Origin of the sequence: Alkaliphilus metalliredigens QYMF (assembly GCF_000016985.1) — a bacterium.
GTDB lineage: Bacteria > Bacillota > Clostridia > Peptostreptococcales > Natronincolaceae > Alkaliphilus_A > Alkaliphilus_A metalliredigens.
In genome coordinates this window covers 4,180,762-4,203,386 of the sequence record NC_009633.1, presented here as the reverse complement: position 1 = coordinate 4,203,386, position 22,625 = coordinate 4,180,762, and the positions used below count along the sequence as shown (strand labels likewise).

At 37.1% G+C, this 22,625-nt stretch carries 21 protein-coding genes and 1 riboswitch; of the genes, 19 read left to right on the top strand and 2 right to left on the bottom strand.

The features are described 5' to 3' along the window. The first annotated feature begins 14 nt into the window (after positions 1-14). The 10 genes from AMET_RS20160 (at position 15) to fdhF (ending at position 12,349) form a co-directional block, all read left to right on the top strand. Complete coding sequence (locus tag AMET_RS20160) at positions 15-1,670, top strand: NADH-dependent [FeFe] hydrogenase, group A6 (protein WP_012065136.1); 1,656 nt, start codon at positions 15-17, stop codon at positions 1,668-1,670. Continuing rightward, positions 1,670-1,843 carry an iron hydrogenase small subunit gene (locus AMET_RS27435; RefSeq protein ID WP_408626410.1) on the top strand — a complete coding sequence of 58 codons (174 nt, stop codon included), beginning with the start codon at positions 1,670-1,672 and terminating at the stop codon, positions 1,841-1,843. Before AMET_RS20160 ends, AMET_RS27435 begins: the two co-directional genes overlap by 1 nt. Before the next feature lie 243 nt (positions 1,844-2,086). After that, positions 2,087-2,332: a TM1266 family iron-only hydrogenase system putative regulator gene (locus tag AMET_RS20155; RefSeq protein ID WP_012065135.1), complete on the top strand. Its 246-nt coding sequence runs from the start codon at positions 2,087-2,089 to the stop codon at positions 2,330-2,332. 28 nt (positions 2,333-2,360) lie between these two features. Then, positions 2,361-3,734, top strand: coding sequence for a [FeFe] hydrogenase H-cluster radical SAM maturase HydG (gene hydG, locus AMET_RS20150; RefSeq protein ID WP_012065134.1), 1,374 nt, complete (start codon positions 2,361-2,363; stop codon positions 3,732-3,734). 26 nt (positions 3,735-3,760) lie between these two features. Then, on the top strand, positions 3,761-5,071 hold the full coding sequence (gene hydE / locus AMET_RS26345; protein ID WP_012065133.1) for a [FeFe] hydrogenase H-cluster radical SAM maturase HydE: 1,311 nt from the start codon (positions 3,761-3,763) through the stop codon (positions 5,069-5,071). Next, positions 5,072-6,271 carry a [FeFe] hydrogenase H-cluster maturation GTPase HydF gene (gene hydF / locus AMET_RS26340; RefSeq protein WP_012065132.1) on the top strand — a complete coding sequence of 400 codons (1,200 nt, stop codon included), beginning with the start codon at positions 5,072-5,074 and terminating at the stop codon, positions 6,269-6,271. Between the two features lie 631 nt (positions 6,272-6,902). Further along, positions 6,903-7,382 (top strand): NADH-quinone oxidoreductase subunit NuoE family protein, encoded by a 480-nt coding sequence (locus AMET_RS20130; RefSeq protein ID WP_012065131.1) that lies wholly within the window; start codon positions 6,903-6,905, stop codon positions 7,380-7,382. A gap of 44 nt (positions 7,383-7,426) precedes the next feature. Then, positions 7,427-7,786 carry a (2Fe-2S) ferredoxin domain-containing protein gene (locus AMET_RS20125; protein ID WP_012065130.1) on the top strand — a complete coding sequence of 120 codons (360 nt, stop codon included), beginning with the start codon at positions 7,427-7,429 and terminating at the stop codon, positions 7,784-7,786. Between the two features lie 69 nt (positions 7,787-7,855). Continuing rightward, a complete protein-coding gene (gene nuoF, locus AMET_RS20120) occupies positions 7,856-9,652 on the top strand; it encodes an NADH-quinone oxidoreductase subunit NuoF (protein ID WP_012065129.1) in 1,797 nt (598 codons plus the stop codon). Positions 9,653-9,667: 15 nt separating this feature from the next. After that, the gene (gene fdhF, locus AMET_RS25250; RefSeq protein WP_083761062.1) at positions 9,668-12,349 is read left to right on the top strand and encodes a formate dehydrogenase subunit alpha; all 2,682 of its coding nucleotides are present in this window, start codon (positions 9,668-9,670) and stop codon (positions 12,347-12,349) included. 128 nt (positions 12,350-12,477) lie between these two features. On the opposite strand, the gene AMET_RS20105 is transcribed toward fdhF, so the two are convergent. Continuing rightward, the gene (locus AMET_RS20105) at positions 12,478-12,975 is read right to left on the bottom strand and encodes a ferritin-like domain-containing protein (RefSeq protein WP_012065126.1); all 498 of its coding nucleotides are present in this window, start codon (positions 12,973-12,975) and stop codon (positions 12,478-12,480) included. Positions 12,976-13,142: 167 nt separating this feature from the next. Next, positions 13,143-13,263: riboswitch (molybdenum cofactor riboswitch) on the top strand. A 110-nt stretch (positions 13,264-13,373) separates the two neighbouring features. Between AMET_RS20105 and moaA the strand changes: the two genes are divergently transcribed. The 7 genes from moaA to AMET_RS20070 all read left to right on the top strand — a co-directional run bounded on the left by moaA (position 13,374) and on the right by AMET_RS20070 (position 20,465). Further along, positions 13,374-14,336, top strand: a complete 963-nt coding sequence (gene moaA / locus AMET_RS20100) for a GTP 3',8-cyclase MoaA (protein WP_012065125.1) — start codon at positions 13,374-13,376, stop codon at positions 14,334-14,336. 3 nt (positions 14,337-14,339) lie between these two features. After that, a complete protein-coding gene (locus AMET_RS20095; RefSeq protein WP_012065124.1) occupies positions 14,340-14,750 on the top strand; it encodes a hypothetical protein in 411 nt (136 codons plus the stop codon). A 93-nt stretch (positions 14,751-14,843) separates the two neighbouring features. Further along, positions 14,844-16,199 (top strand): extracellular solute-binding protein, encoded by a 1,356-nt coding sequence (locus AMET_RS20090; protein WP_012065123.1) that lies wholly within the window; start codon positions 14,844-14,846, stop codon positions 16,197-16,199. Positions 16,200-16,397: 198 nt separating this feature from the next. Continuing rightward, a complete protein-coding gene (gene murB / locus AMET_RS20085) occupies positions 16,398-17,312 on the top strand; it encodes a UDP-N-acetylmuramate dehydrogenase (RefSeq protein WP_012065122.1) in 915 nt (304 codons plus the stop codon). A gap of 41 nt (positions 17,313-17,353) precedes the next feature. Continuing rightward, positions 17,354-18,232, top strand: coding sequence for an RNase adapter RapZ (gene rapZ / locus AMET_RS20080; RefSeq protein ID WP_012065121.1), 879 nt, complete (start codon positions 17,354-17,356; stop codon positions 18,230-18,232). Next, on the top strand, positions 18,232-19,569 hold the full coding sequence (locus tag AMET_RS20075) for a gluconeogenesis factor YvcK family protein (protein WP_041721158.1): 1,338 nt from the start codon (positions 18,232-18,234) through the stop codon (positions 19,567-19,569). Before rapZ ends, AMET_RS20075 begins: the two co-directional genes overlap by 1 nt. Before the next feature lie 473 nt (positions 19,570-20,042). Continuing rightward, complete coding sequence (locus tag AMET_RS20070; protein WP_012065119.1) at positions 20,043-20,465, top strand: NUDIX hydrolase; 423 nt, start codon at positions 20,043-20,045, stop codon at positions 20,463-20,465. A 30-nt stretch (positions 20,466-20,495) separates the two neighbouring features. On the opposite strand, the gene AMET_RS25245 is transcribed toward AMET_RS20070, so the two are convergent. Then, entirely contained in the window at positions 20,496-20,657 is a 162-nt protein-coding gene (locus tag AMET_RS25245) for a DUF1540 domain-containing protein (protein WP_012065118.1), read from the bottom strand. 114 nt (positions 20,658-20,771) lie between these two features. On the opposite strand from AMET_RS25245, the gene whiA reads away from it, so the two are divergent. Beyond that, on the top strand, positions 20,772-21,725 hold the full coding sequence (whiA, locus tag AMET_RS20065; protein ID WP_012065117.1) for a DNA-binding protein WhiA: 954 nt from the start codon (positions 20,772-20,774) through the stop codon (positions 21,723-21,725). Between the two features lie 167 nt (positions 21,726-21,892). Continuing rightward, entirely contained in the window at positions 21,893-22,612 is a 720-nt protein-coding gene (locus tag AMET_RS20060) for a LytR/AlgR family response regulator transcription factor (protein WP_012065116.1), read from the top strand. Positions 22,613-22,625 lie beyond the last annotated feature (13 nt).

The window sequence follows — 22,625 nt, the reverse complement described above, 5'->3', positions numbered from 1 at the left end:
GGAGTGTGTGGAAAATGGAGAAAGTGACTTTAACCATAGATAATATAACTGTTGAAGTGCCTAAGGAGTATACAATACTTGAAGCTGCTAAAACTGTAGGAGTAGACATTCCCACTCTATGCTTTTTAAAGGATGCCAATGAAATTGGTGCTTGTAGAGTTTGCTTAGTTGAAATCCAAGGCGCACGAGCATTGCAGGCTTCATGTGTTCATCCGGTAGCAGAGGGAATGGTAATTAAAACCAATACAAAGAAACTCAGAGATACTAGAAAGTCAACTGTAGAGTTAATTCTTTCAAATCATAATAGAGAATGCTTAACTTGCTTTAGAAATAAAAGCTGTGAGCTTCAAAGCCTAGCAGAAGAATTAAACATTAGTGAGATCCCATTTGAAGGAGAGAAGACCGTAGGAACCATTGATGATAAATCTACTTCCATCGTTAGAGATAGTAGTAAATGTATTTTATGTGGTAGATGTGTTAACGTATGTAAAAATGTACAGAAAACCAGTATATTGGAGTTTACTAATAGAGGCTTTGAAACCCAGATATCTCCAGCTTTTAATAAAAGCATGAATGAGACACCCTGTATTTATTGTGGACAATGTATTGTTTCCTGTCCAGTGGCAGCCTTAAGAGAAAAGGAAGATATTGAACGGGTGTGGGATGCAATAGAAGATCCTGAGATTCATGTGGTGGTTCAGACTGCCCCTGCAGTAAGGGCAGCTCTTGGAGAGGAATTTGGATTGCCTATTGGTAGTCGAGTAACGGGGAAAATGGTTGCTTCTCTTAAGAGACTAGGATTTGATCAAGTGTTTGATACAAACTTTGGAGCAGATTTAACCATTATGGAAGAAGGCCATGAATTGTTACACAGGCTACAGAACAATGGAAAGCTACCAATGATTACCTCTTGTTCACCAGGATGGGTAAGATACTGTGAATTTAATTATCCTGAGTTCATAGAAAATCTCTCAACCTGTAAATCACCGCATCAAATGCTGGGAGCAATTATCAAATCATATTATGCTGAAAAGCAGCAAATAGATCCTAAGAAAATATTTGTGGTGTCAATCATGCCTTGTACCTCTAAAAAGAGTGAAGCCGCAAGACCAGAAATGACGGTTGACGGTCTACGTGATGTTGACGCAGTATTGACAACAAGAGAATTAGCAAAGATGATTAAACAAGCTCGGATTGAGTTTTTGAAGCTAGAAGATGCGGAATTCGATCCAGCGTTAGGAGAATATACAGGTGCAGGTGCGATATTCGGTGCTACTGGTGGTGTAATGGAGGCAGCATTGAGAACACTAGCAGATACCCTAACGGGGCAAGAATTAGAAGAAATCGAGTATCATAACATAAGAGGTGTAGCTGGGATTAAGGAAGCAGAAATAAATCTAGGGGGACAAACCATTAAAATTGCTGTGGTCCACGGTACTGCTATGGCTTCTAAATTACTGGAAATGATTAAATCTGGTGAGAAAGAATATCATTTTATTGAAATAATGGGATGTAGTGGCGGATGTGTAACCGGTGGAGGTCAGCCTCATGTGCCTGCTAGAGTAAAAATGGATTGTGACATTCGAGTTGAAAGAGCAAAGGCATTGTATGAAGAAGATACTGTTAAGCAATTAAGAAAATCCCATGAAAATCCCATGAAAATCCACTAATTATTAAGTTATATGAAGAATTCTTAGGAAAGCCAAATGGACATAAATCCCATGAATTACTTCATACTTATTATACAGCAAGAGAAAAATATCCTATAACAGCTGAAGTAGAAGATGTTATGCTTATTTCTAAAATGTTACTCAAAGCTACCGTGGCTGACAATCATTCATAATGTTTTGGAATGGATCACATCCATTCCAAGGCAAAAATTACTGCTAATTGCAAGGATAAGTCTGAGCAAAAGGTTGAGAGTAATATTGATCGGGAGATCCGTATAAAAACTTTCCAGTCTTTTTGGAGAGTTTTTTTATGTTTTACATCAATATAATTCAAACTTTAAATATGCAATTTCCTCAGCAAAATACAGTTAAAAGAATGAAAGATTATCTTTTTAAGAAATGAAGGAGTTGATTTTATGAGTAAGCGAATTGGTGTTGTTGCAATCATTATTGAAGATAAAGAAAATGTTCCTATGGTTAATAAGCTACTCAGTGATTACGGTGAGATTATCGTAGGGCGGATGGGGTTACCCTACAAGGAGAAAAAGGTAAGTATTATTTCGATAATTGTAGATGGAACAACCGATGAGATTGGTGCTTTAACAGGGAAGTTAGGTAGGCTAAATGAGGTGACAGTCAAAAGTGCCTTGACACAAAAGTAGAGAGACTAAGTATAGGGAGGGCAATAAGATGGATACAACTAGAATCATTAACGAAGAAAAAACTCATGAATTCTTAGCAATAGGAAAAACCTTTTCAAAGGCAGAGCGATTAGAGATCATTGAAAAGGCTAAGGATTGTCATGGTTTGTCCCTTGTGGAGGCCGCGGCACTGTTGCAAATAAAAGAGGAAAATGAAATGGATGCATTGTTGAGGACAGCTAAAATAATTAAGGAGAAAATTTACGGAAAACGAATTGTGATCTTTGCGCCCCTTTATACAAGCAACGAATGTCAAAATAATTGTCTCTATTGTGGGTTTAGGGTAGCAAACAAAGGCTTGCATCGTAGAACCTTAGAGACAGGTGAAATTATACAAGAAGCAAAGGCCATAGAGAATCAAGGGCACAAAAGAATATTGTTGGTATGTGGGGAGGACAAGAGCAAAACCACGATTGAACACATTACTGAAGCTGTAACCAGTATATACAATAAAACAGACATTAGAAGGATTAATGTGAATGCAGCTCCTTTAAATGTATCAGAATTTAAAAAACTAAAGGAAGTAGGCATTGGAACCTATCAAATCTTCCAAGAAACCTACCATCGAGAAACCTATGCCAAGATGCATCCTAGTGGACCTAAGTCAAATTATGATTATCGATTAACGGCCATTGAGAGAGGATTGGAAGCGGGGATTGATGATTATGGAATTGGGGTATTACTAGGTTTATATGACTATCGTTTTGATGTTTTAGCCACGTTAATGCATTCAGAGTATATGGAGGAAAACTACAGTGTAGGGCCACATACCATTTCCATCCCAAGACTTAGGCCAGCAATGGATGCAGCATTTACAGAAGCACCTGCTCCTGTAAGTGATCAAGATTTCAAGAAAATTGTAGCAGTTTATCGATTAACCCTACCCTATACAGGTATTATTCTTTCAACTCGAGAAAGTTCACAATTAAGAGACGAATTGCTTACCTTAGGGGTGTCACAAATATCAGCAGGATCAAAAACAAATCCTGGGGGATATGAGGAAATGGATCAAGAGGCTACGCAGTTTGAAACCAGTGACGAAAGACCATTGGATGAAATGCTACAAGTAATTTGTGATCAAGGCCATTTACCAAGTTTTTGTACTGCATGTTATCGGACTAAGAGAACGGGAGCAGCGTTTATGGAATTAGCAAAGGATGCGCATATTCATGAATTTTGTCAACCGAATGCAATATTAACGTTAAAGGAAAATTTAATTGATTATGCAAGTAGGGAGACTGTTGAAAAGGGAGAGATACTCATTAGAGAAGCTTTAAATGAAATCACTAACCCCAAAATCCGTTGTATTACTGAAGAACGATTACAGGAGATAGAAAGTGGGAAAAGGGACCTTTACCTTTAAGAAGACGAAAAGTAGGAGGGGTTAAAATGGATGATTTAAAGCACCAGTATATTATTATTTGTGAATCAACAAGTCATATGTTAAATACAGATAGATTGTTGAAATTACGAGGGATTAAAACAGAATTGACGCCGACCCCAAGTGAGTATGGATCAATTTGTACCACTGCTATTGCCTTTGATGCAGAAGACAAGAGTTTCATAGAAGATATTTTGCAAAAAAATTATTTGGGCTTTCAGCAAATACACCCTTATCAACCTAGAAAACTATCGGGATTAATAAGAAGCTTAAAAAATAATATCATTTCCCAACCATTTAATGAAGTGATGGTTAAAATACAAGAAGGCAAAGAACTAACGAAGGAAGAGATTGTGTTGTTGCTTAAAAGTGATAGTCAAAGTGAAAAAGAAGCTCTCTACCAAGCAGCAGATAAAATGAGAGAAGAGATTATTGGAGATACAGTAGAAATACGAGGGGCCATTGAGTTTTCAAATTACTGTAAAAAAGAATGTAATTATTGTGGAATTCGAAAGGGATGTACCACACCTAGTCGGTATCGAATGACAGAAGATGAGATTATGGAGAGTGTGTACCAGTTACATCAATGGGGAATTAAAACGGTAATCCTTCAGTCTGGAGAAGACGACTACTATACAACAGATATGCTCATTCAGATCATTACTCGTATTAAAAGAGAAACAAAGATGGGAGTCACATTAAGTATTGGTGAAAAGTCCTATGATGAATATCAGTTTTTGCGAGAAGCAGGAACAAATAATTTTCTATTAAAAATTGAAACAACAAATCGACAAATCTTTGAATTTATTCATCCTGACGACAACTATGACACAAGGATCCAATGTTCAGAATGGCTTCGAGAGTTAGGGTATGCCAATGGTTCAGGTAATATGATTGGACTGCCAGGGCAAACGGAGGAAGATATTGCTGAGGATATTTTATTTTTTAAAAAAATGAGGATTCACATGATCGGAATTGGTCCTTTTATTCCTGCGAAGGGAACGCCCTTCGAAACCTATGAAACTGGAAGTATAGAAATGACACTAAAGGCAGTGGCAGTTACACGATTGGTATGTAAGAATGTGTATATTCCAGCGACTACAGCATTGGCTTCTATCGATCCTGATGGACAGACAAAGGCTTTGAAATGTGGTGCCAATACAATTATGTTGATCTCAACACCTGAAAAATATAGAAAAAATTATCAAATATATAGTCATAAAAATATGATTGATCTAGCATCGGCATTTAAATCAATAGCTGAAGCCAATCGAAGTATTCCTAAGTATTTAAAAGTTACTCCCCAGGAGGTGGTATAAATGAATCAGACACCAAGAGGAAATCGCCTACACATTGCTATTTTTGGACGAAGAAATGTTGGGAAATCTAGCTTGATTAATGCCTTAACCGATCAGGATATTGCAGTGGTCTCACAAGTAGCAGGAACAACCACAGATCCTGTGTATAAATCCATGGAAATTTTACCAATAGGTCCTGTGCTGCTGATTGATACCCCTGGGATTGACGATGAAGGTATGATTGGAGAATTGAGAATTGAAAAAACAAAAAAAGTATTAGGGAAAACAGATTTAGCGCTGATCGTGACGGATGCTGAAATAGGAATAGGGGAATATGAAGAGGGATTAATTGATACAATCAGATCCAAGGAGATTCCAATTATCATTGTATACAATAAAATAGACTTATTTCATGCCTCAAAGGATATATCAACGGAGTATTTAACGATTCCAATTGTATCCACAAGTGCGAAGGCCAATAGTGGAATTGAAGCATTAAAGCAGCGAATTATTAAAGAAGCCCCAAAGGATGAAGAAATTTCATTAATGGCAGGGCTAATTGAAAAGGGTGATTTAGTTGTATTAGTTACCCCCATTGATTCTGCAGCACCGAAGGGTAGAATGATTTTACCCCAAGTGCAGGTCATACGGGATATTCTAGATCATGATGCCATCATGATGGTTTGTAAAGAAACAGAGTTAGCGGATACATTAGATAGATTGAAGAGTCCTCCTAATCTAATTGTAACAGACTCCCAAGCCTTTGCTTATGTGTCTCAAATTGTGCCAAAGGAAATACCCCTAACATCTTTTTCGATCTTATTCGCACGGTATAAGGGTGACTTGGATACGTTGATAGAAGGAGCTAAGGCAATTAAGACGTTAGTGCCAGGAGATGAAGTGTTAATCGTAGAAGGATGTACCCATCACCGACAAGAGGATGATATTGGTACAGTGAAAATTCCTAGATGGTTGGAAAAAGAAGTAGGTGGAAAGCTTAGCTTTTCATGGTTTGCAGGAACAACCTTTGAAGAAGACCTATCTAAATATAAATTAATTGTACACTGTGGTTCCTGTATGCATAATAGACGAGAGATGATGAACCGAATTAATCGAGCAAAAGGACAAGGTGTGCCAATTGTCAACTATGGAGTATTAATTGGATACATGACACAGATTTTAGACCGAGTACTTGAACCTTTCTCAAATAAGCTTGGGTAAGGACGATAACAATACCAATAATAGGTAAACAAGTGATGAAAAAGATCAATCAAAGCTAAAGATTGATCTTTTTATTTTGCTAATACTATCTTTGTCTAAGAATTAAATAGAATTTAGTATGTTTTAGCTTAATAGATTTGTAGATGAAGGATAATAATTTAACAAATGCGTAAGAGGAGGATGAATTATTTGACAATTAATTATTGTCAAATAATTATGAAAATACACACAAATGACAAAAGAATCATTGATTTATATGAATATTTAATATATAATGTCCTCGAATATACATTGACATTATTCACATTAATAATACTGGCAGTGAGCTTGAAAAAAACAGATATAATAAAGCGAATAGCTTATTTTTTTGCATACAATAGTTAAAAATTTAACGGTATTATCTTGTTATAATCGATTGTATATAAATCAATTGTAATAGCAAAGAGGAGTTTTAGGCATAAAAGGCGTATTGTTATAGAGGGGTAAAATTCAGAAAATTTATTTTTATATTTACATAAATATAGTATGATTAGTGTATGGTGTATGAAACAGGGATGAGAAGCGTTATTTATTGACTGTAGTATGGAATGTAGATCAAGAAGGATTTTTAATGAAATAAGGAGGGGACATAATGAAAAAAACCAGTTTAACTGAAGAAAATTTTCAAAAGCTTCAGATAGTGATGGAAGAAGAGAAGGGTGAAAAGGGTCCATTGATGCCAGTTCTACATGAGGCTCAAAAAATCTTTGGATGTATTCCTTTAGAGGTACAGAAGAAAATTTGTGAAGAAATGAAGATACCCTTAAGTGAAATTTATGGGGTTATCACATTCTATTCCCAATTTTCTTTAGAACCTAAAGGAGACTACGTTATCGGTGTTTGTATGGGAACCGCATGTTATGTAAAAGGGGCACAACCTATTCTGGATAAGGTCAGTGAACTAATTGGTGCAAAGGCTGGTTGCAACTCAGGGGATGGAAGATTTTCTCTTGTGGCAACACGATGTATTGGTGCCTGTGGATTAGCTCCAATACTTACAGTTAATGAGGATGTTTATGGTAGATTGAAGTTAACGGATATACCGGGTATTGTTGAAAAGTATCAAAAGTAATCAATCAAAGACGTTTAATAGAGGGAGGGTTTTAAGTGAAATCAATGGCAGATCTTGAAAAGATTCGTAATGCAGCACTTGACCAGGTTAATCTTCGAACAGAAAAAGGTGGAACCAGAATTGTTGTAGGTATGGCAACCTGTGGGATTGCATCGGGGGCAAGACCAGTGATGATGGCATTAATGGAAGAAGTGAAAAAAAGAAATTTAGAACACATTATTGTCACACAAACAGGCTGTATAGGGGTCTGTAAGTATGAGCCCATTGTTGAAATCTACAAAGAAGGTGAAGATAAGGTAACCTATGTAGACATGACAGCTGAAAAGGCAAGAAAAGTAATCCTAGATCATATTGTCAATGGCAATATTGTATCAGAATATAGCATTGGTGCCTACGAAAAGTAGTTTTGTCAGGGACTCGTAATAAAGACAATAGCGCTTAAATGACCAACAATTATGTAAGGGGGTAAAATCATGGATTTATTTAGATCACATGTATTGGTGTGTGGCGGAACAGGCTGTGCATCTTCAGATTCATTTAAAATGATAGATGAATTTGATGAAGCATTTAAGAAGTATGGGCTAGAAAAAGAAGTTAAACTCGTTAAAACAGGCTGCTTTGGATTGTGTGAAGCGGGACCCATTGTCATTGTCTATCCAGAGGGCGCCTTTTATAGTCATGTAAAGCTATCAGATATTGACAGAATTACAGAGGAACATTTATTAAAGGGACGGATTGTCACTGACTTATTATACAAGGAATCATATGTAGGTGACCAGATTAAGGCCATTGATGAAGTTGGATTTTATAAAAAACAAACAAGAATTGCCTTAAGAAATTGTGGCGTCATCAACCCTGAGGTCATTGAAGAATACATCGCTTATGATGGATACAAAGCTTTAGGTAAGGTTTTAACAGAAATGCAGCCAGAAGAAGTCGTTGACATCATGAAAAGATCTGGCTTAAGAGGCCGAGGTGGTGGTGGATTCCCTGCGGGGCTGAAATGGGAATTTACAGCAAAGGCTGAGGGCGATGAAAAATATGTAGCCTGTAATGCCGATGAAGGAGATCCAGGAGCCTTTATGGATCGCTCTGTCTTAGAGGGAGACCCTCATGTTGTGATAGAAGCCATGGCCATAGCGGCATATGCCGCAGGAGCCAATAGAGGATATGTGTATATTCGAGCAGAGTATCCGATTGCTGTTGAACGCCTTGAAATTGCCATTGGGCAGGCGCGGGAAAACGGTTTGCTAGGGAAGGACATTTTTGGAACAGGATTTGATTTCGAATTGGAGATTCGACTGGGAGCTGGAGCCTTCGTTTGTGGAGAGGAAACCGCCTTAATCAACTCTATCGAAGGAAAACGTGGAATGCCAAGACCAAGACCACCATTTCCTGCCCAAAAGGGAATTTGGAATAAACCGACGTTACTCAATAACGTAGAAACCTATGCAAATGTACCACGAATTATTTTAAATGGAGCAGAATGGTTTGCCAGCATTGGAACAGAGAAATCAAAAGGAACAAAGGTATTCGCTCTAGGAGGAAAAATCAATAATACTGGACTTGTTGAGATTGCAATGGGTACGACCCTCAAGGAAGTGATTTATGATATTGGTGGTGGGATTCCTGATGGAAAGGCATTCAAGGCCGTACAAACCGGTGGTCCATCTGGAGGCTGTATTACAGCGGAGCATCTTGATACACCCATTGACTATGATAACTTAATTGAACTAGGATCCATGATGGGATCCGGTGGAATGATTGTCATGGATGAAGATAACTGTATGGTAGATATTGCAAGATTTTTCTTAGACTTTACTGTTGAAGAATCCTGTGGTAAATGTACGCCATGTCGTGAAGGAACAAAAAGAATGTTAGAGTTATTAGATATTATCTCAGAGGGCAAGGGGACCGTTGCGGATCTTGATAAACTAGAGAGTCTTGCCAAGACCATCAAATCATCTTCATTATGTGGCCTTGGACAAACGGCACCAAACCCGGTATTATCAACACTCAAGTACTTTAGAGATGAATATGATGCACATGTTCATGACAAAAGTTGTCCAGCAGGCGTGTGTAAAGCCTTAGCTAAATATCTAGTAGTGAGTGAATTATGTAAAAAGTGTGGCATTTGTGCTAAAAAGTGTCCAGTAGATTGTATTAGTGGCGTAAAGGGTAAAGAAGTTTATTTAATTGATCAAGAAAAATGTATTAAATGTGGTGCATGTTTAGAAGCTTGTCCATTTAAAGCGATTGTGAAGAAGTAAGAAGGGGGCGAAAAAATGATTGCATTGACTATTGATGGTATGAAAGTCCAAGTTGAAGCTGGGACAACAATATTAGAAGCAGCTAGTCAACTAGGCGTAGAAATACCAACTTTTTGCCATGATCCAAGACTAAAGCCTCATGGGTCCTGTAGAATATGTGTTGTTGAAATAAAAGGAGGTAGAAATCTACCTACTGCATGTTGTACGCCTGTTGGTGAAGGTATGGAAGTGTGGACGGAAAGTGATGATGTAATAGAAGCAAGACGAGAAATATTAGATTTAATGCTGGCCAATCATCCATTGGACTGTTTGACCTGTGACAAGGCTGGAAGATGTACATTACAGGACTTGTGTTACAAGTATGATATAAAAGAGTCCAGTTATGGTGGAGCGAAAAAAGAATACGAAACAGATGAATCCAACCCATTCTACTATAGTGACCAAGAGAAATGTATTCTTTGTGGTAAATGCGTATATGTCTGTTCTCAGCTTCAGGGGACCGATGCCATCGGTTTTGCTGAAAGAGGATTTGATACTCATATAGCCACACCATTTGATAAAGGACTAGAGCATTCCACTTGTGTTTCTTGTGGAAACTGTGTATCTGTCTGTCCCGTAGGCGCATTAATGCCTAAGAGCAAGGAAAAGTTTAGATATTGGGAGACAAAGTCCACTAGAACAACTTGTGCCTATTGCGGTGTAGGATGTCAAATGGACCTTCTGGTTAAGGATAATAAAGTTGTGGAAGTAGATCCAGCAATGGGGCCATCTAATGAAGGATTACTTTGTGTAAAAGGAAAGTTTGCCTTCAATTTTATCAATCACCCGGATCGACTAAAAAAGCCATTGGTCAAAAAGGATGGAAAACTAGTAGAGACCAGCTGGGAAGAAGCCTACCAAGTTATTGTTGATAAAGTAAAACACACTAAAGAGAACTTTGGACCAGATACAATTGCAGGCTTTTCATCGGCTCGTTCATTGACAGAAGAAAATTATTTAATGCAAAAAATGATGAGAGCAGTGATTGGCACAAACAATGTTGATCATTGTGCACGACTCTGACATTCCTCTACAGTTGCAGGTCTTGCAACTACATTAGGAAGCGGTGCCATGACAAACAGTGTTGCTGAAGTAAAGCAAGCTGATGTCATTTTTATAACGGGTTCCAATACAACAGAGAGTCATCCTGTTATTGGAGCACAAGTACGTCAGGCAGTGAAAAATGGAACGAAACTCATTGTAGCTGATCCGAGAGAAATTGATCTAGCTCAAGATGCTGATGTATTCTTAAAGATTAAGCCAGGAACCAGTATTGCCCTATCTAATGCAATGCTTAATGTAATTTTTGAAGAGGGCTTAGAAGATAAAACCTATATAGAAGAGAATACAGAAGGAATTGAAGAACTAAAGAAAGTTGTACAAAAATATACCCCAGAGATGGCTGGAGAGATTTGTGGTGTTAAGCCAGAGGATATCCGTGCAGCAGCACGTCTATATGGTCAAGGCGTTAGAGGAAGTATTCTTTACTGTATGGGAATCACCCAGCATCACAATGGAACTGAAAGTGTCATGAGTTTATCTAACTTAGCATTAGCCACAGGTAACTTAGGAAAAGAAGGAACTGGCATCAACCCACTAAGAGGGCAAAATAATGTACAGGGAGCCTGTGACATGGGTGCATTACCAAATGTAATGCCTGGATACCAGCAGGTAACAAATGCAGAAGTGATTAACAAGTTTGAGAAGGCTTGGAATACAAAGCTTTCTAATAATGTTGGATTAACCATTCCAGAAGTAATGCATAAAGCAGCCCATGGTGATGTGAAAATGATCTATATCTTTGGTGAAAATCCGATGGTCTCTGATCCAGATACTCATCATGTTGAAGAAGCCTTAAAGAATAGCTTTGTTGTTGTACAAGATTTATTCTTAACAGAAACAGCAGAACTAGCAGATGTGGTGTTACCCGCAGCTTCCTTTGCAGAGAAGGATGGTACCTTTGTGAACACAGAAAGAAGGGTACAACGAGTCAGAAAAGCTGTGAATTCTCAAGGAGAAGCCAAGGCTGATTGGATGATTTTCATGGAATTGATGAATCACCTAGGATACGACAAGCAGTACAAAAACGTTGAAGAGATCTTTGAGGAAATTCGACAAGTGACACCGCAGTATGCAGGAATCAGCTATGATAGAATTGAGGATATTGGAATTCAATGGCCATGTCCTACTGAAGATCATCCAGGAACAAAGTTTCTCCATACAGGAAAGCCTGCCAGAGGAGCTGGATTGTTCATGGCAGTGGAACATGTGGAGTCAAGTGAACTAGGTAATGAGGAATATCCACTCATCTTAACAACCGGTCGAATTCTATATCAATATCATACCAGAACAATGACAGGAAAGACCGAGGGAATTAATCAAATGGCACCAGAGAGTTATATTGAAATGCATCCAAATCTAGCCGTGTCTCTAGGGATAACGAATGGAGAAACTGTTAAGGTGAAATCTCCTAGGGGTGAAGTGCGAACAAAGGCAAAAGTCACAAAAATTGTTGATGAAAATGTTGTGTTCATGCCATTCCATTACTTTGAAGGAGCAGCTAATGTATTAACTAATGGAACAGACTTGGATAAATACTGTAAAATTCCAGGGCTTAAGGTGACAGGTGTTAAAGTTGTAAAAATAATAGCAAGATAAAAAAAGATGGCCTACACTAGGCCATCTTTTTTATTGGACATAAACTAGTAAAAGGAGTCACAAGCGACTCCTTTTACTAGTTTAAATTTAAGTGAGATATGAGTCGATGCCAGAGCATCAGACGAGTGCTATCCCCCCCAAGGTTGATACATATATTCTTTCATATGACGATCATATTCTTCTTTAAAAAAACGTTCATGACCTTCTTCCCATGTGGCTAGGGTAGTGAAGAGTTTTTTTACTTTAGGTTCTTCAGCCTTTAAGGCAGCATCATGATAAAACTCTGCAAAATCTTTTTCCATTAAGTAAGCACTTCTTAAGACAGTTAAATCTGGTACCATAGATTCACTTAATGTGTGTTCTAACATTTCCTTAGTGGCCCGTTCTTCAAAGATATTATTTTCACGGTTAATATCCATTTCTACTTCCTTGACTTCATTGTTACTCACCATATGGTTAACCTGATCTTCTAGGAAGTGATAATGATCTAGCTCAACTTCTGCAAGTTTTTCAAACATTTCTTTAGCACTAGGTAAGGTCATTTTTTGAGCATTTTCTTTGAAAAATTGATGGCCCTGCTTTTCCATTTCCATAGCATACTTAAGAACGTTAATATACTTTTTCAAGGTATCCTCTCCTTTGATAAAATATTATCAATTAAATTATAGCACAATGAAACTAAAAAAAATACACAAGATAGGGACTTTATTGAAAGGGAAGTACAATAATTATCCATAGCTAGTTTCAATTTGTAAAAAAGTCTGATATAATAAAATGAGTTACCAGACAATTCAATAAAATTTATTTCCGAGTTACTTTTCCTAAGGGCAAACTGTCTAAGGTTAGTGGCCGATAGGTACCTAGAGAAATTTTTGTGCCTCCCAACATTGGAAAGGAAATATACTAGCTATTTAAGCTAGTCCTTTCGAGGACTAGTTTTTGTTTTATATATTCATATTTATCCGAAAAAAAGTTAATCCAAACACCAGCACATCATTAAGTAGATGATTAAGGGGGAAAATACATGAAAGACACATTCCAAAGAAGCATTAACTACATGAGGATTTCTATCACGGATCTATGTAATTTGCGTTGTCAATATTGTATGCCTGAAAAGGGAATCTATAAAAAAACACATCAAGATATATTAACCTTGGAAGAAATCGAACAAATCGTCAGAATAGGTGCGGAAAATGGTATTAATAAAGTACGAATTACTGGTGGAGAACCTCTAGTTAGAAAAGGGGTCATCGGATTAATTAAAAATATTTCAAATATACCTGGAATTCAAGATATTGCATTGACCACCAATGGGCTCCTCATTAAAAAATATGGAGAAGCATTAAAAGATGCGGGGCTAAAAAGAATTAATATTAGCATTGACTCTCTAAGACCTGACAGATATAAAGAAATCACCAGGGGCGGCGATTTAAGCCAAGTGTTGGAAGGGATACAGGAAGCCCTGCGCTTAGGGATGACTCCTGTGAAGTTGAATGTTGTTGTGATCGGAGGATATAATGAGGATGAAATAGAGGATTTTGCTAATTTAACAGTAGATGATCCTATTGATGTTCGATTTATTGAGTTGATGCCTATTGGGGAAGCAAGTGGTTGGGCAAAAGACCGTTTTCTATCCAATGAGGAAGTGAAAAGTAAAATTGAAGGATTGGTTCCTATTATAACAGATGCCACTAGCCCAGCTAGACTCTATAGACTGCCGGGGGCAAAAGGAAGGGTTGGCTTTATTAATCCTATTAGTAGCCATTTTTGTGAGAGCTGTAATCGTATTCGAGTCACAAGTGATGGGAAACTGAAGCCATGTCTTCACAGTAACCACGAAATTGATTTATTAAGGGTGGCTAGGGAAAATCCTGAACAGATTGGAGCAGTGTTATCTAACGGGATTCAATTAAAGCCTGAAAAACATTACCTATATACCAACAAGCATGAAATGAGTGCAAGAAGCATGTCTGAAATTGGGGGCTAATGGATGCAAAGGATCCAAGGAATTTATGATAAGGACCAAGGGGGAAACTGGCATCAATGTGAAAGTATTTTGGTAGAAGTAAAGAATCAAGAAGAACGCCAATTGAGTTTTATCACCTCCAAGGGATTAAAAGAATTAGTTGAAACTACTGGAAAGGGATTTTGTCATAATCGGTTTCAAGCTAACTTTATAGTGGAAGGCTTATCCTTGAAAGTGCTGAATAAAGTGGATTTATATGAGATGGGGCAAGCTGTCATCAGAATAACAGAAATAGGGAAACACTGTCACCCAAATTGTCCCCTGATCTCAAAGTCTAGAAAATGCCATATTCAAGAACATATCTTTTTTGCAAAGACGATCAAAACAGGAGATGTACAAATAGGAAATTCGTTGAAAATCCAATCAAGGGCCTAGAATAGTCTAGGCCCTTGAGTCATTTTTGCATATATACATTCCCTATGAATAATCAAATCTAAAGATGAATAAATTGGAGTAGGGGGAATGTATATGGCCAAGAGAAAACTTAAAAATGGTATCACCCTTTTTCTGTGTATCATATTTGTTTTATTTATGATAATAGGACCCTTTTACTTATTGTTTCATCGTCCTAATGAAATGAACTACAATAAAGTAAAAGATAAGCCGGAGTGGACTGGCGTCATTACATTCTGGGACTACCCACGATTAGATCAAAGTACGGGCACAAACTTCAGGTGGATTTATGATAAAATTCGGGCATTTGAAAAGGCTTATCCCGGTGTATACATTCAATTTAAGCCCTTGACCTGGGAAAGAGGACCCATACAAGTAGAGTCAGCTGCCAAACTAGGACAGCTACCTGATATCATACCCATTGGCAGCGACTATAGCTTGCTCCATAAAGGCTTATTGGAGCCTCTAGACCCATTTTTATCTGTTACTGAAATACAGGACTTCCGTGAAAATGCCCTGGAGGCTGTGACTTATGACGGCCGTATATGGGCAATGCCCTGGATGATGACCACTTACACCATGGCATTAAATTTGGATATTTTTCAAGATAGGGGAGTGGAGCCTCCTATGGATGGCTTGTGGCATTACGATGAATTTATTGAAAAAATGAAAGTTTTGACATTTGCTAGCGAAGAGGATGGAAAAATCGATCATTATGGCTTGGGAGGATTTATTCAACCGGGATATTATAACCTATGGGGAATTTTACTGAGTGACGGAGGCGAAATCGTTGATGAAGGGTTACATTATGTATTTAATGACCATCGAGCTCAAAAGGGGATAGAAAAACTAATCAATTTGAAAAATGAGTATGCTGTGATGCCAGAAGACTTTGGAGAAAACAATGCCAATGACGCATGGACACACTTTTATCAGGAACAAAAAACAGCTGTCTATCCTACAGGCACTTGGTCATTAAATGTTCTGAAACAGATGAAACAGGAGGGGACTGGATTTAATTATTCTATTGCACATTTTCCAATAGGAGAAAAGGGAGCCCCCATTACAATGAGTAACATGGTAGGATCCTATGGGATGACAAAACAGCAGGATCCTTTGAAATTAGAAATGGGTGTGACTTTTTTAAAATTTTTATCAGAAGAAAAGCATCAACAGGAGTTGACGCGATTAGGTGTATTCCCAGTTAAAAAATCCGTAGGAAATATATACGAAGCAGATCCTTTAATGACGATGATTTATGAGACCCTCACTTATACAGAAATACCGCCGCCTCATCCATATTGGAAGGAAATTGATGAGATTATTCAAAATGAAATTAGACAAGGGGTATTGGAGAAAAAAACACCACAACAAGTTTTACAGGATGCTGAAGAGAAGGTAAATGTGCTGATAAAAAGCAAACAGCAATGATCTATTGTCCAGAATAATTGACCCAATGAAAAAAAAAAGTTATACTAAAATGAGAAAAAGCAAGTAAGTGAAGACAATAAAGTGCAGTGGTTCCTTTGATTAAGAGAAGCATTAATTGATAGCAGTAAGGAAAGAATGATAAATGAATAAAACGAGCTTGATTTATTGGAAGCTGAATGAGATATAGGAGTGAATGAAATGGACAAGGAAAATTTATATCAAGAATTTGTTGCATTAATGGGAGAAGAGCATGTATTTTTGGAGGAACCAATGAAAAAACATACATCATTTAAGATCGGCGGACCTGCTGACTTATTGGTGATGCCAAGAACAGTAGAGGAAATTCGACAATCTGTTGAAATATGTAAGAAAAGTAAGACTCCCTACTTTGTGATGGGTAATGGTTCCAACCTTCTGGTGCGTGATAAAGGCATGCGATGTGTTGTGATAAAAATTGCGGAAAATTTTAATGAGGTTCGTTTTGAAGGAAATCATGTGATTGTCCAGACGGGAATTTTGTTATCTACCCTTTCAAACCAAATTGCAAGGGCTTGTCTAAAGGGATTTGAGTTTGCTAATGGGATTCCAGGCACAGTGGGAGGCGCTATAACCATGAATGCAGGTGCCTATGGCGGAGAGATGAAAGATGTGGTTAAGTCCTGCAAGGTATTGAACCACCAGGGTGAGATCATTGACCTATCACTTGAAGAACTGGAATTAGACTATCGAACGAGTATCATACAAGAAAAAGGGTATATAGCATTAGAGGTAGTACTAGCACTTCAAGAAGGAAAATACGAAGAGATTCGTTCTATTATTGATGATTTAACAGTCAAAAGAACAACAAAACAGCCATTACATCTACCTTGTGCCGGTAGCGTGTTTAAAAGGCCCCCAGGATATTTTGCTGGTAAATTAATTCAAGATTGTAATTTGAAGGGTTTCAAAATAGGAGGCGCTCAAGTTTCTGAGCTTCATTCGGGGTTTATTGTGAATATTGATAATGCCAGCGCAGCAGATGTACTTAATTTAATTGCACATATTCAAAAACAGGTCAAAGAAAAATTTGACGTAGGGTTACATAATGAAGTAAGAGTTGTGGGGGAAGTGTAGTTTAGTCTTGAACATGTTTGTTACAAAAGAGGAGTGAAGTCATGAAATTTGTCATTATTACAGGATTGTCAGGGGCGGGAAAGAGCCAAACTGTCAAAAGTATGGAGGATTTTGGTTTTTATTGTGTGGACAATTTACCCCCGGCTTTAATACCAAAATTTGCTGAACTGTGTCATCAATCCCAAGGTGTGATCAGTCGAGCTGCCCTTGTGATTGACATTCGTGGGGGGATGTTTTTTGATGACTTATTTGAAAGCTTAAAGGAGCTTGAACATTTAGGGCATCAATATGAAATTTTGTTCTTAGATGCTGATGATGAAGTATTGATGAAGCGATTCAAAGAAACCAGAAGAAGTCACCCATTAAATGTTGATGGATCCATTGAAAATGGTATTACTCGAGAAAGAGAGTTGCTTCAAGAATTAAAAGACCGCGCTAGCCACATTATCCACACAACGAAGCTCATACCAGCTCAGTTAAAGGAAGAGTTAAGAAATATTTATGTAGAAGGTAATCAAATGAATAACCTAATGATCTCCATTGCATCCTTTGGCTTTAAACATGGTATCCCTTTGGATTCTGATTTAGTATTTGATGTGCGTTTTTTACCAAACCCCTTTTATATTGAAGAACTAAAGGATTTTACAGGAAATGATGTGAAAGTAAGAAATTATGTCATGAATTCTCCAATAAGTGTAGAATTTTCCAATAAGCTCCATGACATAGTGAGCTTTTTAATTCCACACTATGTTCAAGAAGGCAAAAATCAATTGGTCATCTCCATAGGGTGTACCGGTGGGAGACACCGCTCTGTCACAATTGCCCATGTACTTTATCATCAGTTAAAGGATAAAGGACATCGGGTTACCTTAAGTCATCGCGATTCTGGAGAGACTAGAGAGAGGAAAAAAGAGTCCTAATGAATTTATTAGATTGGCTTAAGCCTGGGCTACAGGTCAAACGTTGGATGACAATTGGCATCGTAGGTATTCTCCTCTTTGCAAGTGCCATTGCCGGTTTTGTTGTTGACATTGGAGTTGAACTGAGGGGATGGATTGCTATTCTCATAGGAGGAGTAGGAGTCTTTTTTGTCATTTATTCTATTCGAAGTGGACTGGCCTCCCTGCTACGGTTGATGGATATTCCTAATCCTATGACAGGGAGGATGGACAGATCTAAGATTAACAAAAAGCTTCATGACCAACGGATTTTAAACAGAGGACCTAAGATTGTGGTAATCGGCGGGGGAACTGGGCTTTCTGTTCTCTTAAGAGGATTAAAGTGTTTTACCTCAAATATTACTGCCATCGTAACAGTTGGAGATGATGGGGGGGGATCGGGAAAACTAAGAGAAGACTTAGGAATGCTCCCTCCTGGGGATATCCGAAATTGTATTTTAGCCCTTGCAGATATGGAGCCTACCATGGAAAAGCTATTACAATATCGATTTCAAGAGGGCGCGCTGAAAGGACAAAGTTTTGGGAACTTATTGATTGCTGCAATGAATGGAATCAGTGAAAATTTTGAAGATGCCATCAAAAAAATCAGTGAAGTGTTAGCTGTAACAGGAAATGTACTTCCAGTTACACTAGAGGATATGACACTGTATGCTAAATTAGAAAATGGTTCGGTTATTAAAGGAGAGTCTGATATCCCCTTAAAAAGTATAGAGCAGCAAAGTGCCATAGAACAGATTTTTATTAAGCCCAAGGGTGCAAGAGCATTGAAGGAAGCAATAGAAGCTATCGAACAAGCTGATGCCATTATTTTAGGGCCTGGAAGTCTCTACACCAGCGTCGTGCCCAACTTGTTAGTTAAAGAAATAGGAGAAACACTGAAAAATGCTTCTGGTCTTAGGTTTTATATACCTAATTTAATGACACAACCTGGTGAAACCGATGATTATTCTTTAATAGAGCACATCAATGCAGTGATTAGCCATTGCAATGGACTGGAATTAGACTATGTCATTGCCAATAAAGAAGGTATCAGTGGATTCATTCAAGAGAAGTACTATTCAGAAGGAGCGAAATTCGTTAAAGTTACTGAAGTGGATCGCCAACAATTAAAGAAAATGAACATAAAATTGATTGAGCGGGATCTAGTGGATATTAAGAAGGATTACGTGAGACATGATGCCATTACCCTATCGAAAATAATTGTTGATCGGGTGCTTCAAGAAAAGCTAGCCACAGATCGTAATCGCATATTAGATTACTTCTACATTCGAGAAGCCATTAAACGCAATGATAACTAGGAAGAAGAACATTCTTTCTAGCTTTTTTTTGAATTTATCTATGAACCAAAGGTATTAAGGCACTTTACTGCAAAATTAAAGTCAGTAGAGTAGAAACCAAATTATATTAAAATCAACAGATCCTGTTTTTTAGGGTCTGTTGATTTTTTTTTTACTTAATATGACTAGATTATTTGAAAATTCAAATGATAATAAAGTCTACCATACACTGATTATTGAAATATGTAGTGGAATATGATAAATTATTATATAGAGTATTTATTTTTAGTAGAAAAATGTTTATTGAATAACCTAAAGTGAAGTGAAGAATATACTAATATGAAATGAGACTTAACTCAGAGGTGTTTTATATTTCTCTGAAGTGTAGCCAAATTGATTTAGAGGATGTAGTTGTTTGAAGTTCTTATCCAATGAGATGGGAATTTTAGCAATACACCCAAGATAGAGTGATGCAAAATGAAGGAGTGGAAGTCGTGCGGCAAGAAATCAGTGCCGGCGGTGTGGTAGTTTTTGGTAATGCTATACTGCTACTAAAAAAATATAATGGAGATTGGGTTTTACCAAAGGGGAAGGTGGAAAATCACGAAAGTTTTCAACAGGCAGCTGTTCGTGAGGTCCATGAAGAAGCAGGTGTTAAGGTGGAAGTGATACAATACATTAATAAAATTCATTATACCTTCAAAAATAGTTGGGAAGATAATGATTTGATTAATAAAACTGTCCATTGGTTCTTAATGCAGTCTAGGACAATCGCTTGTATTCCACAAAAAGAAGAAGGCTTTATTGATGCTAAATTCATTCACATGGATCGCTGCATCGAATTGGCAAAGTACGATGATGAAAAACAAATTATTGAAAAAGCAATTCATCTATTTAGAAAGACCTCACAAAGGTAGGTGAGGTCTTTCTAAATATCTTAGTTGCACTTACTGAGGTTTAAACGTTGTACATACCGTTTCAGTAGAAGAGCTTGCTTGGTCACCAGACTGCGCGTTTACCTCAATTTTAGGAGCAAAGCAATAATTTGCTTCATTGAATTTACAATTATTTACATGACACATAACTTCCATGCTTGGATGTTGATTCATTATCTTACACCTCCATAGTCAGTTTCACTTATATTTTGCTCAATTAGGCAAAAAATATAAGAATAATTGTAATGGAAATCACCAATGAAATTTGTATAAAAAGGTCGTGATACCATGTCATATTCTTCAAACACAAAAAATGAATTAGCTCGTATTGAGGGTGAACAGTCGTGCTGTGTGAGAGCAGAGCTAGCGGCGTTAATTCGAATGAGTGGTACTTTGCAATTAGTCGGATCGCAGAAATTAAATATCAAAGTGACAACTGAAAATCCAGCCATTGCCAGAAGGTTATTCAAAATTATCAAAAAACAGTATAATATTCATGCAGAGGTCATGATTCGACGAAATGCTCGTTTAAAAAAGAATAACTATTATTTACTCGTAATCACACACTCCATGGGAAGTAGTGAAGTTCTTGCGGATTTAGGGATTATGAAAAAAGTTGATGACTCCTTTGATATTACTTATCGTATACCACAGGAATTGACGCAAAACAGATGCTGTAAACGAGCATATTTAAGAGGGGCCTTTCTAGGGGGAGGTTCAGTAAGTGATCCGGAAAAAACCTATCATTTAGAATTTGTAACACATCACAAAGAGCTAAGTGAAGGATTAAGGGATTTAATTAATAGTTTTGACCTGAATGCAAAGGTAGTAGAAAGAAAAGGAAATTATGTGGTTTACCTAAAAGAAGGAGACCAAGTGGTGGACCTATTAAATATTGTTGGAGCCCATAGTGCTTTGCTAGATCTAGAAAACATCCGTGTCTATAAAGAAATGCGGAACAATGTTAATCGGATTGTCAACTGTGAGACAGCAAATTTAAGTAAAACAGTGGATGCATCCATAAGGCAAATTCAAAACATTCAATATATCGAAGGATCCATAGGCATAAATCGCTTGCCTGACAACTTAAGAGAGGTTGCAGAGCTAAGGGTCGAATATCAAGATGCAACATTAAAAGAGCTTGGGGAGATGATAAATCCTCCCATAGGAAAATCAGGTGTCAATCATCGACTGCGTAAATTAGATCAAATTGCAGATCGGGAAAGAGGGAAATCAATATAATACTTTAATCAACTTATGACTAAATCATAAGTTGATTTTTTTTTAGAATATATATAACAAAATAAATCGTTATAAAAAAGTTACTAGATTTGGGAACATTTTTAATCTAATTCGCTCTATATAATGAGGGCAAAAAAGAGAGAAAAATAGAGAAAAGGAGGATGACCATGTTAAATATTCTTGTTGTTGAAGATAATCAGGTTGAAAGAAAAAACTTAATTAGAATGCTCAAGTGTTTAAACAAAAATCTCAACATATTTCAAGCCACTACAGGAGAAGATGCCATAAAAATAGTAAACGAAGAAAGAATTTCATTGTTTTTTTTAGATATTGAACTTCCTGATTTTTCAGGTTTGAAAATTGCAGAGAAGATTCGGTCTATGCCTCAATATGAATTAACTTATATTGTCTTTATTACGACTCATGTTTATTATCAACTTGAAGCTTTTAAAAAATATCACTGCTATGATTTTATAGAAAAACCATATAAGCAAGAACAGGTATCAAAAATTTTTGATCGTTTAATAAGAGGTGTTATACAGAACAGTAATACTAATCAAGCAATACGATTTGAAATAAAAAGCTGTATTTTAAAAGTTTTCATAAGAGATATTTTGTTTATTGAATCTCAAGGAAAAAAATGTATGGTTTATACAAAGAGTGATCAGTATACGATTCCTAATATGACAATGAAGCAAGTATTAGAGAAAGTAGCAGCCTATCAATTTATGCAAACCCATAAATCTTATATCATTAATCTGGAGAATATCTACCGAATAGAGAAACATGAAAAAAATGCTTGGCCTGTGTACTTTAAGGAGTACCCTTTAGTCGCTTATATCAGCCATAAATATAGAGACATTTTTTTAGAACAATACTTAGGATAAAGTATAAGGAGGG

Excerpts from the sequence above, each read along its gene's own strand:
- AMET_RS20160 (WP_012065136.1), top strand. The coding sequence starts at position 15 with ATGGAGAAAGTGACTTTAACCATAGATAATATAACTGTTGAAGTGCCT.
- AMET_RS20155 (WP_012065135.1), top strand. The coding sequence starts at position 2,087 with ATGAGTAAGCGAATTGGTGTTGTTGCAATCATTATTGAAGATAAAGAA.
- hydG (WP_012065134.1), top strand. The coding sequence starts at position 2,361 with ATGGATACAACTAGAATCATTAACGAAGAAAAAACTCATGAATTCTTA.
- hydE (WP_012065133.1), top strand. The coding sequence starts at position 3,761 with ATGGATGATTTAAAGCACCAGTATATTATTATTTGTGAATCAACAAGT.
- hydF (WP_012065132.1), top strand. The coding sequence starts at position 5,072 with ATGAATCAGACACCAAGAGGAAATCGCCTACACATTGCTATTTTTGGA.
- AMET_RS20130 (WP_012065131.1), top strand. The coding sequence starts at position 6,903 with ATGAAAAAAACCAGTTTAACTGAAGAAAATTTTCAAAAGCTTCAGATA.
- AMET_RS20125 (WP_012065130.1), top strand. The coding sequence starts at position 7,427 with ATGGCAGATCTTGAAAAGATTCGTAATGCAGCACTTGACCAGGTTAAT.
- nuoF (WP_012065129.1), top strand. The coding sequence starts at position 7,856 with ATGGATTTATTTAGATCACATGTATTGGTGTGTGGCGGAACAGGCTGT.
- moaA (WP_012065125.1), top strand. The coding sequence starts at position 13,374 with ATGAAAGACACATTCCAAAGAAGCATTAACTACATGAGGATTTCTATC.
- AMET_RS20095 (WP_012065124.1), top strand. The coding sequence starts at position 14,340 with ATGCAAAGGATCCAAGGAATTTATGATAAGGACCAAGGGGGAAACTGG.
- AMET_RS20090 (WP_012065123.1), top strand. The coding sequence starts at position 14,844 with ATGGCCAAGAGAAAACTTAAAAATGGTATCACCCTTTTTCTGTGTATC.
- murB (WP_012065122.1), top strand. The coding sequence starts at position 16,398 with ATGGACAAGGAAAATTTATATCAAGAATTTGTTGCATTAATGGGAGAA.
- rapZ (WP_012065121.1), top strand. The coding sequence starts at position 17,354 with ATGAAATTTGTCATTATTACAGGATTGTCAGGGGCGGGAAAGAGCCAA.
- AMET_RS20075 (WP_041721158.1), top strand. The coding sequence starts at position 18,232 with ATGAATTTATTAGATTGGCTTAAGCCTGGGCTACAGGTCAAACGTTGG.
- AMET_RS25245 (WP_012065118.1), bottom strand. The coding sequence starts at position 20,657 with ATGAATCAACATCCAAGCATGGAAGTTATGTGTCATGTAAATAATTGT.
- whiA (WP_012065117.1), top strand. The coding sequence starts at position 20,772 with ATGTCATATTCTTCAAACACAAAAAATGAATTAGCTCGTATTGAGGGT.
- AMET_RS20060 (WP_012065116.1), top strand. The coding sequence starts at position 21,893 with ATGTTAAATATTCTTGTTGTTGAAGATAATCAGGTTGAAAGAAAAAAC.